Source organism: Rhodovulum sp. DZ06 (genome assembly GCF_050586345.1).
In the GTDB taxonomy this organism is placed as follows: domain Bacteria; phylum Pseudomonadota; class Alphaproteobacteria; order Rhodobacterales; family Rhodobacteraceae; genus JBOCEF01.
On the sequence record NZ_JBOCEF010000027.1, the window covers coordinates 46674 to 58165 of the forward strand.

8 protein-coding genes are annotated in these 11492 nt (G+C 71.4%); 5 read left to right on the top strand and 3 right to left on the bottom strand.

Annotation, left to right across the window (positions count from 1 at the left end; translation table 11 throughout):
• The first annotated feature begins 27 nt into the window (after window positions 1-27).
• Together ACQ5SO_RS12955 and ACQ5SO_RS12960 are read left to right on the top strand one after the other, a co-directional pair.
• Window positions 28-1839 carry an adenine deaminase gene (locus ACQ5SO_RS12955; RefSeq protein ID WP_430942028.1) on the top strand — a complete coding sequence of 604 codons (1812 nt, stop codon included), beginning with the start codon at window positions 28-30 and terminating at the stop codon, window positions 1837-1839.
• On the top strand, window positions 1836-2462 hold the full coding sequence (locus ACQ5SO_RS12960) for a hypothetical protein (protein WP_430942029.1): 627 nt from the start codon (window positions 1836-1838) through the stop codon (window positions 2460-2462). Before ACQ5SO_RS12955 ends, ACQ5SO_RS12960 begins: the two co-directional genes overlap by 4 nt.
• A gap of 93 nt (window positions 2463-2555) precedes the next feature.
• On the opposite strand, the gene ACQ5SO_RS12965 is transcribed toward ACQ5SO_RS12960, so the two are convergent.
• Together ACQ5SO_RS12965 and ileS are read right to left on the bottom strand one after the other, a co-directional pair.
• A complete protein-coding gene (locus ACQ5SO_RS12965; RefSeq protein WP_430942030.1) occupies window positions 2556-3176 on the bottom strand; it encodes a MarC family protein in 621 nt (206 codons plus the stop codon).
• A 105-nt stretch (window positions 3177-3281) separates the two neighbouring features.
• Window positions 3282-6239, bottom strand: coding sequence for an isoleucine--tRNA ligase (gene ileS / locus ACQ5SO_RS12970; RefSeq protein WP_430942031.1), 2958 nt, complete (start codon window positions 6237-6239; stop codon window positions 3282-3284).
• 618 nt (window positions 6240-6857) lie between these two features.
• On the opposite strand from ileS, the gene ACQ5SO_RS12975 reads away from it, so the two are divergent.
• Window positions 6858-7625 (top strand): hypothetical protein, encoded by a 768-nt coding sequence (locus tag ACQ5SO_RS12975; RefSeq protein ID WP_430942032.1) that lies wholly within the window; start codon window positions 6858-6860, stop codon window positions 7623-7625.
• A gap of 113 nt (window positions 7626-7738) precedes the next feature.
• Here ACQ5SO_RS12975 and ACQ5SO_RS12980 read toward each other — a convergent pair whose 3' ends face one another.
• Window positions 7739-8938 (bottom strand): pyridoxal-phosphate-dependent aminotransferase family protein, encoded by a 1200-nt coding sequence (locus ACQ5SO_RS12980; RefSeq protein WP_430942033.1) that lies wholly within the window; start codon window positions 8936-8938, stop codon window positions 7739-7741.
• 136 nt (window positions 8939-9074) lie between these two features.
• On the opposite strand from ACQ5SO_RS12980, the gene ACQ5SO_RS12985 reads away from it, so the two are divergent.
• Window positions 9075-10868: an ABC transporter ATP-binding protein gene (locus ACQ5SO_RS12985; protein ID WP_430942034.1), complete on the top strand. Its 1794-nt coding sequence runs from the start codon at window positions 9075-9077 to the stop codon at window positions 10866-10868.
• A gap of 5 nt (window positions 10869-10873) precedes the next feature.
• A complete protein-coding gene (locus ACQ5SO_RS12990) occupies window positions 10874-11374 on the top strand; it encodes a YbaK/EbsC family protein (protein ID WP_430942035.1) in 501 nt (166 codons plus the stop codon).
• Window positions 11375-11492: the final 118 nt, after the last annotated feature.

Sequence of the window (11492 nt, forward strand, 5' to 3'; positions counted from 1 at the left end):
CTGAACCGACCCTGAAGGAGCCTGCCCATGTCCGCCGCCCCGATCCCCTCCTGGCCCGACGTCGCCGCCCGCCTCGTGGCCGTCGCCGCCGGCCGCGCCCATGCCGACATGGTGATCCGCGGCGGGACTTGGGCGAATGTCCACTCGGGCGAGTTCATCCCCGGCATCGACCTCGCCATCGCCGACGGCCGCTTCGCCTATTGCGGCCCCGACGCCTCGCCCTGCATCGGCCCGGACACGGAGGTGATCGAGGCGAACGGGCGCTACCTCGTCCCCGGCCTGATCGACGCGCACATGCACGTGGAATCGGGGATGCTGACGGTCACCGAGTTCGCCCGCGCCGTCGCCCCCCATGGCACCACCTCGATGTTCATCGACCCGCACGAGATCGCCAACGTCCTCGGCGTCCCCGGCGTGCGGCTGATGCATGACGAGGCCCTGGAGCAGCCGGTGAACGTCTTCGTGCAGGCGCCGTCCTGCGTGCCCTCCGCCCCGGGGCTGGAGAATGCGGGGGCGGAGCTCGGCCCCGACGAGATCGCGCAGATGATGACCTGGCCGGGGATCGTCGGCCTCGGCGAAGTCATGAACTTCCCGGGCGTCGCGGCCGGGGACCAGAAGATGCTGGGCGAGATCGCGGCGACGGCGCGCGCGGGCAAGACCGTGGGCGGCCACTACGCCTCGCCCGATCTTGGCCGCCCCTTCCACGCCTATGCCGCCGGAGGGCCCGCCGACGACCATGAGGGCACCCGGTGGGAGGACGCCGCCGCCCGCGTCCGCCAGGGAATGCGCGCCATGCTCCGCCTCGGCTCCGCCTGGCATGACGTGGCCGAGCAGGTCCGCGCGGTCACCGAGATGGGCCTCGATTCGCGCAACTTCATCCTGTGCACCGACGACTGCCACTCCGGCACCCTGGTGAACGACGGACACATGAACCGCGTCTACCGCCATGCCGTCGCGCAGGGGCTGGCGCCGATGACGGCGCTGCAGATGTGCACGCTCAACAGCGCCTCGCATTTCGGGATGGAGCGCGAGATCGGCGCCATCGCCCCCGGGCGGCGCGCGGACGTGATCCTCACCTCCTCCATGGCCGAGCTGCCGGTGGAGATGGTGATCGCGCGCGGCAAGGTGGTGGCCGAGGATGGCGCCATGCTGGCGGCCCGTCCCGGCTTCGCCTACCCGGACAGCGCCAAGAACACCGTCAACATGGCGCGCGACCTGGCGGCGGCGGACTTCATGCTGGCGGCCCCCGCGGGCGCCGAGACCGTCCGCGCCCGCGTCATCGGCGTGGTGGAGAACCAGGCCCCCACGAAGGCGCTGGAGCTGGACCTGCCGGTGGTGGATGGCGGCCTGCCCGGCGACCCGGCGCAGGATGTCTGCCGCATCGCGCTGGTCGAGCGCCACCGCGCCGTGGCGCCCGAGGACGGGGGCGTGGTGAACGGCTTCGTGTCGGGCTTCGGCTATGACATCCCCTGCGCCGTCGCCTCGACCGTCGCGCATGACAGCCACCACATGATCGTGGTGGGGACGTGCCCCGAGAACATGGCCCTGGCCGCCAACCGCCTGCGCGAGGTCGGCGGCGGCGTGGTGGTGATGAAGGAGGGGGCCGAGGCCGCGCTGGTGAAGCTCCCCGTCGCGGGCCTGATGTCCGACGCCCCGGCCGAGGAGGTCGCCGCGGCGGCGGACGGCATGGTGCGGGCGATGGAGGATTGCGGCTGCCGGCTGAACAACGCCTACATGCAGCACTCGCTGCTGGCGCTGGTGGTCATTCCGGAGCTGCGGATCGGGGACCAGGGGCTGGTGGATGTGCGGGTGTTTGAGAAGGTGGGGGTGTTGGTGTGAGCGCTGGCATCAAAGAAGTCGAATTTCGCTTGGCCGCGCTTAAGAAAAGCGTTGGCGCGCTTCAGGCTGCGGAAGAGCATGGGGACCTTCGCCCATTGTGGGAAGATTTTCTTTTTAGCTTTGGGCGGGCGATTGGTAAATGCATCAGTTTTGGGATGTCAAATTCGCTGGGCAAGAAGGTCGGTTATCGACTTAAAAATGCTTCGACCAAAGACGACGAGGGATTAGTCTACCTCCGCGAGGCACGCAATGCGGCTGAACATGCGCTAGAGCAATCCGCACAGTACAAACGAGGGATGTTGGCCCTTGGGCAAAAGCGACCACTGATCCAGTTCGCGGGAGCGAATGTCGATATGAAAGACAGCTCCATCGATGGGGCGCTGCATGATTTTCGAGGCAGAGTCGACGAAAATGGGTTGACCAGGGTTGAGGCGGGTCTGGCTCCGTTTGCAAGTATCGTCCCCGCCAAGGTCATCCTCGAGCCGATTTACAACGAGGAGAAGGGCAAGACATTCCCAGTCCCTCAGTCGGTCTGGGGAGAGGCTTTGGCGCATGATGATGTCATCGACTTTGCTGCAAAGGCGGAGCGGGGTCTGCGGAACTATTGGTGCAATATGAGTTGAGGCGCCGACCATAACGCTGGCCGCACTCCCAACGCAAAACGGCGGCAGGCCCTCGCCCGCCGCCGCTCCGCATCTCACCCCGCACGGCCCCCCTCAAAACGCCGGCACAACCCCGATCGTCACCAGCGCCCCGAGGCAGGCGTCCACCGCCACCGCCGCCAGGATCATGCCCATCACCCGGCTGACCACCGCGGCCCCGCCGCGGCCGATCACCCGCAGGATCGGGTTCGCCGCCAGCAGGATCCCCCAGGTCGCCAGCGCCACCACCACCACCAGCCCCGCCGTCACCGCCTGCTCCGCCACCGAGAAGCGGTTGTTGTCGGTCAGAACCACCGCCGCCAGCATCGCGCCGGGCGAGGCGATGGAGGGGATCGCCAGCGGGAACACCGCCCCCTGCGCCCCGTCGTCATGCAGCTCGGACGCCGGCTTCCCGTCCCCGAAGATCATCGTCAGCGCGAACAGGAACAGCACCATCCCCCCCGCCAGCTGGAACGAGGGCAGGGCGATCCCCAGCCCCTCGAGCACGAACTGGCCGACCAGGATGAAGGCCAGCAGCACCGCCGTCGCCACCAGCACCGCCTTGCGCGCCACGCGCTTGCGCTCGGACGCCGCAAGGCCCGCGGTGACGGCGATGAAGACCGGCAGCGTGCCGATGGGGTCGATCACGACCCAGAGGGCGATGAACTCGCGGAACAGCTCTGAAATCTCGGGCATGGAAGGTCCTGGTGGCGAAACACGTCCTTGAAAATGCGAAGCGGCGGCTGGGCTTCAAGCCCACCCGCCGCCGCGAAGGCCCCGCGCGGGGCTATGTCGCAAGGATCAGCCGACCGCGTCGGAGCAGCGCCCGCAGAGCCCGCCCTCGGCGGTCACCTCCGGCAGCACCTTCCAGCAGCGCCCGCACTTCTCGCCCTCGGCGGCCAGCGGCTCCACCGCGACACCCGGAACGTCGTCCAGCCGGAACGCCCCCTCCGGCCCCGGCCCGTGGGCGATCTTCAGCCCCGAGGTGATGCACAGGTCGCCGAAGGCCGCGGCGCCCAGCTCCTCGACCAGGAAGAACTTGGCGAATTCCGGCCCCTGCGGGTCCAGCCACAGCGTCGGGTGCGCCTCCAGCGACGCGCCGACGCGCTTCTCACGCCGCTCGATCTCCAGCGCGCCGGTGACCACCGAGCGCACGCGGCGCGCGCCGGCCCAGGCCTCGGCCAGGTCCGTGGCCAGCCACTCGCGCGGGGTCTCGGGGAAGTCCTGGAGATGCACCGAGGACTCCTCGCCCGGATGCCGCTCGAGCCACGCATCCTCCATGGTGAAGGGCAGGATCGGGGCGTACCAGGTCACCAGACGCTCGAACAGCGCGTGCATCACCGTGCGGGTGGCGCGGCGGCGCAGGGCGCCCTCGGCGTCGCAGTAAAGCGCGTCCTTGCGGGCGTCGAAGAAGAACGCCGACAGGTCCGTGGTGCAGAAGTTGAACAGGCGGCTCTGCACCTTCTGGAAGTCATAGGCGGCGTACCCGTCGCGCACGGCCTCGTCCAGCTCGGCCAGCCGGTGCAGGATGAAACGCTCCAGCAGCGGCATGTCGGCGGGGGCGACGGCCTCGTCCTCGGAATAACCGTCGAGGGCGCCGATCATGTAGCGGAAGGTGTTGCGCAGGCGGCGGTAGCTGTCGGCGACGCCCTTGAGGATCTCCGGGCCGATGCGCTGGTCGCCGGTGTAATCCGTCTGGGAGACCCAGAGGCGCAGGATGTCGGCGCCGTACTGCTTGACGATGTCGGCGGGCGCGATGGTGTTGCCCAGCGACTTGGACATCTTCTGGCCCTTCTCGTCGAGCGTGAACCCGTGGGTCAGCACGCCGCGATAGGGGGCCCGGCCGATGGTGCCGCAGGCCTGGAGCATCGAGGAATGGAACCAGCCGCGGTGCTGGTCGGTGCCCTCGAGATAGAGATCGGCGAGGCCGTCCTCGGTCCCGTCGGCGCGGTCGCGCAGCACGAAGGCATGGGTCGAGCCGCTGTCGAACCACACGTCGAGGATGTCGTCGACCTTGGTCCACTCCTCCGGGTTCACGCCGTCGACGCCGTTCAGGAAGCGCTCTTTCGCGCCGTCTTCGAACCACGCATCGGCGCCCTCGGCGCGGAAGGCTTCGGAGATGCGGGCGTTGACCTCCTCGTTCTTCAGCACCTCGACCTCGCCCGGGCCGGTTTCGCGCATGAAGCAGGTGAGCGGCACGCCCCAGGCGCGCTGGCGCGACAGGACCCAGTCGGGGCGGGTCTCCATCATCGCGCGCAGGCGGTTGCGGCCCGTCTCCGGGGTGAACTTCACCAGCGTGTCGATCGAGGTGAGGGCGCGGGCGCGGATGGTGTCCCCGTGCTCGCCCATGCCGTCGTCGAGCGGCTTGTCGATGGCGGCGAACCACTGCGGTGTGTTGCGGAAGATCAGCGGCGCCTTGGAGCGCCACGAGTGCGGGTAGGAGTGCTTGATGCGGCCGCGGGCGGCGAGGGCGCCGAGTTCCTGCAGCTTCTCGATGACGCGCTTGTTGGCGTCGCCTTCCTTGCCCTTGTGGGTGAAGATCACGGCGCCGGCGAAGAAGGGCAGGTCCGCGCGGAAGGAGCCGTCCTCGAGCACGTTATAGGTCATCGGCAGGCCGTGCTTCAGGCCCAGCACGTAGTCGTCGGCGCCGTGGGAGGGCGCGGTGTGCACGAAGCCGGTGCCCGCATCATCCGTGACGTGATCGCCCGGCAGCATGGGGACGTCGTAATCCCACTCGCCATTGGCGCCCTCGGCCCCGGCGAAGGGGTGAGCGCAGGTGATCAGCTCGAGTTCCGCGGCGGTGACGTCGCGGACGCGCTCATAGCCCTCGGCGCGCGACTTGGCGAAGACGTCTTCGGCCAGCGCGTCGCCGAGCACCAGCAGGTCGCCCGCCACCACCCAGTTGTCCTCCGGCGCCGAAGTGCAGCGGTAGAGGCCGTAGGAGAGGGCGGGGTTGAAGGCGACGGCGCGGTTCTGGGGGATGGTCCAGGGGGTGGTGGTCCAGATCACCACGTCCGCGTCGAGCAGGTCTTCGGGCGCGGTCTCGCCCTGGGCGCCGACCGAGGTCACCGGGAATTTCACCCAGATCGTGTGCGACTGGTGGTCGTGATACTCGACCTCGGCCTCGGCGAGGGCGGTCTTTTCCACGACGGACCACATGACGGGCTTGGAGCCGCGATAGACCGTGCCGTTCATGACGAACTTCATGAACTCCTCGGCGATCACCGCCTCGGCCTGGTAGTTCATGGTCAGATACGGCTCGGCCCAGTTGCCCTGGATGCCGAGGCGCTTGAACTCGTCGCGCTGGATGTTCACCCAGTTCTCGGCGAAGCGGCGGCATTCGCCGCGCAGCTCGTTGAGCGGCACCTCGTCCTTGTTCTTGCCCTTGGCGCGGTACTGCTCCTCGATCTTCCACTCGATCGGCAGGCCGTGGCAGTCCCAGCCGGGGATGTAGCGCGCGTCGCGGCCCATCATCTGGTGGGAGCGGACGATGATGTCCTTGAGGGTCTTGTTGAGGCCGTGGCCGATATGCAGGTGCCCGTTGGCGTAGGGCGGGCCGTCATGGAGCGTGAAGGGCTTGCGCGGGGCGTCGTCCTCCATCGCCTTGACGGCCTTTTCGCGCAGGCGGTCATAGATGCCGATCTTCTCCCAGCGCTCGAGCCAGCCGGGCTCGCGCTTGGGCAGGCCGGCGCGCATCGGGAAGTCGGTCTTCGGCAGGAAGAGGGTGGATTTCCAGTCGGGGGTCGAGTCGGAGGACATCGTGTCGGTCTCTTCTGGATTGGGTCGGCCGGACGGCGGCCTTCATGGGGCGGGGCGCCGCGCGAGGTGGGCGGCGCCTGAAGGGCGAGATCGCAAAGGAGGGGGGCGGCGCGCGTGGGCCCGCATGCGCCATTGGTCCCGGCGCCCCCGACGTTGCGACGTCAGGAGGCCGGGCGGGTAATTCGCGGCGCGGCGGCGGGGCCGCGGCGGAGAGGGGCGAAACGTCCGATCATGGGCGGTGGTTTACGCCAAACGGGGGCGGAGGGGAAGACGGCGCGGCGCGGCGGGGGCGCGCGGGGCGGGGCGGGGCTTCGCCGTCGCGGTTCGGGGCGGCGCGCGGCGGCGGGGGAGGCGGCCGGGACTCGCTCCGGGCTGCGCCCTGCGCATCGCCCGCCCGCCCGGCCCTTGCGGGCCTCTCCCCCGTGCGGGCCTTGCGGCCCGCGCGCGCCCCCCCTCGCGCCCCGCTCACGCTTGGTTGACCGGGGCGCCGCGGTCTCGCCGCCCGGGGGCCGCAATCGCCTGCCAGCTTGATCCTCGGAGGGGGGATCGCCCCGCCGCGGCCCGGCCCGCCCGAGAGGCGGCCCCGCCCGGCGCGGCTTTCCCCGAAAGGAGACCGAGATGCTTCGTACCCATGCAGTCGCCCGCGCCCTCGGCGCACCGCGGATGGCGGCGGCGACCGCCCTCGCCGCCGCGCTCGCCCTCGCGCCCCTCGGGGCGCCGGAGGCCCGCGCCGACCAGGGCGAGAAGGCGCTGATCGCGATCGGCGTCGGCGCGGCCGTGCTCGGCGCCGCGGCGATCCTGGGCCGGGACGACGCCCGCGCCGCCCCGCGCCGGGAAACCCACCGCCACGGTCACGGCCATGATGCGGGCCATGACGCGGGCCGCGACGCGGGCTGGCGGGTCGTGCCCGTGGCCGGGAGCCATGGCCACGGCCGCAGCGCGGCCGAGCTGCGCCGGGAGCTGGAGCTGCTGCGCCTGCAGCGGCTTCACCACGAGCGGATTCTCTCCGACGATGTCGGCGGCGGGCGCCGGGCGCGGGAACACGCGCGCCGCAGCCTCGCGGATATCCTGGCCCGCGAGCGGGAGCTGGAGCGGCAGGAACGGCTGGCCCGCTCCCGCGCCGCGGCCTGGGAGCGGCGCGCCGACCGGCTCGACCGTCGGGGCGACCGGCTGGACCGGGCCCTGGACCGGCGCGAGGGTCTGTGGGAGCGGCGCGAGGACCGCTGGCATCGCCTGAACGACCGCTTCGAGCGCCGGGACGAGCGGCGCGATGACCGCTGGGACCGCCGCACGGACCGCCGCGAGCACCGCGGCGAGGAGCGCCACGAGCGCCGCGAGGAGCGCCACGAGCGCCGGGCCGAGGTCGGGACCCGCTGGGACCGCTGAGCGCGCGGGGCCGCCCGCAAGGCGCCCGCCCCCCGGACCACCCCGGAGAACGCGAAGGGGCGGCGCCATGCGCCGCCCCTTCCCCTTGCGTCCCGCCCCGGGCGGGGGGCGCGTCAGGCGCCCTTCGCGATCACCTCGGCCGCCGCGGCAAGCCCGGTGGGCACGTCGTAGCCGAGCGCGTGCAGCCCCGCCTCGGTCGCCCCCAGCGTGCCCATGATCATCGGCGCGTTGACATGGCCCATGTGGCCGATGCGGAAGGCGCGGCCGCCGAAATGGCCGATCCCCATCCCGAGGATCAGGCCGAGCTTGCCCTCGCAGAACTCCCGCAGGTCCTGCGGGCCCTTGCCGGGCGCGGTCATGCCCGGGGTCAGGATCGTGGTCACCACGTCCGAGCGCGCCTCGGGCCGCTCCACGTTCAGCTCCAGCGCGCCGCCCTCGGCCCAGGCCGAAACGCAGGCGCGCACGGCGTCGGCCAGCACCTTGTGCCGGGCCCAGGCGTTCTCGATCCCCTCCTCGTGCACCAGCATGTTCAGCGCCTCGCGCAGGGCGAACAGGTGCTGCACCGGCGCGGTGCCGCAGAAGCGCTGGTAGAACATCTCCGGCTCGATCCGCGTGCGCCAGTCCCAGTAGGTGCTGACGAGATCCCCGTTGCCGGACATCGCCCAGGCCTTCTCGCCCACCCAGACGAAGCCGAGCCCCGGGGGCGTCATCAGCCCCTTCTGGCTGCCGCCCACCATCACGTCGACGCCCCATGCGTCCGTCTCGAACGGCATCGAGCCGAGCGAGGCGACGCAATCCACCATCAAGAGCGCCGGGTGCCCCGCCGCGTCGATGGCCGCGCGCACCGCGGGGATGTCGTTGGCGGCGGAAGACGCGGTGTCCACGTGGACCAGCAGCACCGCCTTGATCTCTCCGGCGGTGTCCTTGCGCAGGCGCTCCTCGAGCCGGTTCGGGTCCACCGGTCCGCGCAGCCCCTCGTCCGACACCTCGGTCTTCACGCCCATCCGCTCGGCCATCCCGGCCCAGCCGGCGGCGAAGCGGCCATTGTCGAGCGCCAGCACCTTGTCCCCGCGCGAGAACAGGTTGGAGGCCGTCGCCTCCCACGCGCCGTGGCCGTTGGAGATGTAGATCGCCGGGCGCGCCTTCTTGGTGCGCGCCACCGCCATCAGGTCGGGGGTCAGCCCCTCGACCATCTCGACCAGCCAGCCGTCATAGATGCTGGGCGAGCCCTGGCGCATCGCGTTCAGCACGCGGTCCGGCATCACCGAGGGGCCGGGAATGGACAGGAACTCTCTTCCATGGGACAGGGACATCTGGAAACTCCTGGGGCGGGGGCCGCATCTGCAACCGCGGGCCGGCGCCGCCTTAGCGCATCGTGCCGGGCGAACGCCCGTTCATGCCCCCGATCTACGCCCCCCGCGGGGCCGACGACAAGAAGGAAGCGACCACGTGACCGGATCGAGCGACCAGGCCGCCAGGGGCGACGCGGCGGCGGACCCGAAGGCGCGGATCATGCCGATGCTGGGACGGCTGTGGCGCGACTGGCTGTCGCCGCACAAGGCGATGCTGCTCCTGAACCTCGCGCTGATCGGGGCGGTGGCGGGGACCACGTCCCTCTATCCCATCGTGGTGCAGAAGGCGCTGGACGGGTTCGAGTCGCGCTCCGAGGACATCATGTTCTGGGCCCCCATCGCCGTGGTGGCGGCGGTGAGCGTGAAGGCCGTCGCCCTCTATTTCCAGCGCATCGTGACCAACGGCGTGCTGGCGAAGGTGGACGAGGCGATCCAGCGCGCGATGTTCCGCAAGCTGATCCATGCCGACATCGCGCGGCTGGACCGCGAGGCCCCCGCGGCCACCGCGGCCCGCTTCACCACCGACATCGCGGTGCTGCGCGACGCGATCACGCGGCTGATCAACGTGGCGTTGCGCGACGGGCTGACGGTGATCGGCCTCTTCGCCTCGCTCCTCTACATCGACTGGGAGCTGACGCTCTACGCCCTGGTCGGCCTGCCGATCGCCGCCGTGCCGATCGCCGCCATCGGCCAGCGCCTGCGCCGCATCGCCAAGGCCACGCAGGTCGAGGCGGGGCGGATGAACTCCCGCGTCACCGAGGCGCTGGGCGGGGTGCGCCTGTCCAAGACCTACCGGCTGGAAGACTACCTCGTGGACCGGACCGACAGCATCTTCGCCCGCCAGCGCGAATTGAAGGTGCGCGCCGCCGACCACCAGGCGCGGATCGACCCGCTGCTCGAGGGGCTCGCCGGGATCGGCCTCGCCATCGTGTTCTACGCCATCGGCACGCGCATCGCCGCCGGGGAGAGCTCCATCGGCGAGTTCATGAGCTTCGTCGCCGCCTTCCTGATCGCCGGCCAGCCGCTGCGCGCCTTCGGGCAGCTCTATGCCGTCACCCTCCAGGGCATGGCGGCGGCCGAGCGGATCTACGACGTGCTCGACGCCCGCCCCGGGGTGGCCGAGCGCGCGGGCGCCGCGCCGATGGGCCGGGCCGAGGGGGCGCTGGCGCTCGAGGGCGTGGAATTCGCCTACGAGGACGGGACCAAGGCCCTCGACGGCGTGTCGCTGGAGATCCCGGCGGGCGCCAAGGTGGCCTTCGTCGGCCGCTCCGGCGCGGGCAAGTCCACGATCTTCAACCTGATCCCGCGCCTCTATGATCCGACCGGGGGCAGGGTGACGCTGGACGGGCGGGACCTGCGCGACATCACCCTGGCGGGTCTGCGCGACAACATCGCCGTGGTCAGCCAGGAGGCGGTGATCTTCGACGACACCGTGGCCGCGAACCTCGCCTTCGGCCGCCCGGGCGCAAGCCGGGAGGAGATCGAGGCCGCCGCCCGCGCCGCGCAGGCGCATGACTTCATCGCCCGCCTGCCCGAGGGCTACGACGCCATGGCCGGGGAGCGGGGCGGGCGGTTCTCGGGCGGCGAGCGCCAGCGGCTCTCCATCGCCCGCGCCATCCTGCGCGACGCGCCGGTGCTGCTGCTGGACGAGGCGACGAGCGCGCTGGACGCCGAGAACGAGGACGCGATCCGCACCGCGCTGGACCGGCTGGCGCAGGGGCGCACCACGCTGGTGATCGCGCACCGGCTGTCGACGGTGCGCGACGCGGACATCATCGTGGCGATGGACAAGGGCCGGATCGTCGAGACCGGGACCCATGCGGAGCTGCTGGCGCAGGGCGGGCTCTATGCCGACCTGCACCGGCTGCAGTTCCGCGACGCGGAGGGATGAGCGGGATGAGCGCGAAGATCATGGACCCGAGGCCGCCGCTGGGCGCCTCGGAAGCGCGGGTGGAGGCGGCGCTGGAAGCCGCCGGGCTGCCGGGCCGCGTCTGCGTGATGCAGGAGCTGGCCACGACGGCGGACATGGCCGCCGCCGCCTGCGGCTGCGACGTGGCGCAGATCGTGAAATCGCTGGTCTTCGCGGGGGCGGAGACGGGGAAGGTCCACCTGCTGCTCGTCTCCGGCGCCAACCGGGTGCACGAGAAGCGCGCGGGGAAGGCGATCGGCGAGAAGCTGGTGCGGGTGAACGCCGACCAGGTGAGGGCGGCGACGGGCTACGCCATCGGCGGCGTCTCGCCCATGGGGCATGGCGAGGGCCTGCCCATCTGGATCGACGAGGATCTCATGGCGCTGGAGGCCCTCTGGGCCGCGGCCGGCGCCCCCCGCTCGGTATTCCCGGTGACCCCCGCCGACCTTGCCACGGCGACCGGCGGCACGATCATCAGCGTGACGTAACTGCAAGCGCAACCACCCGCATGCGGATGGGAGGGGGTCTGGGGGGGGGGGGGGAGGGAGGGCGCCCCCCCCCCCGCCCCCCCCCCCCCCCCCCCCCCCCCCCCCGCCCCACCCCCCC

Coding starts and splice junctions, on each gene's coding strand:
- ACQ5SO_RS12990 (WP_430942035.1), top strand. CDS start 10,874: ATGAGCGCGAAGATCATGGACCCGAGGCCGCCGCTGGGCGCCTCGGAA.
- ACQ5SO_RS12955 (WP_430942028.1), top strand. CDS start 28: ATGTCCGCCGCCCCGATCCCCTCCTGGCCCGACGTCGCCGCCCGCCTC.
- ACQ5SO_RS12965 (WP_430942030.1), bottom strand. CDS start 3,176: ATGCCCGAGATTTCAGAGCTGTTCCGCGAGTTCATCGCCCTCTGGGTC.
- ACQ5SO_RS12975 (WP_430942032.1), top strand. CDS start 6,858: ATGCTTCGTACCCATGCAGTCGCCCGCGCCCTCGGCGCACCGCGGATG.
- ileS (WP_430942031.1), bottom strand. CDS start 6,239: ATGTCCTCCGACTCGACCCCCGACTGGAAATCCACCCTCTTCCTGCCG.
- ACQ5SO_RS12980 (WP_430942033.1), bottom strand. CDS start 8,938: ATGTCCCTGTCCCATGGAAGAGAGTTCCTGTCCATTCCCGGCCCCTCG.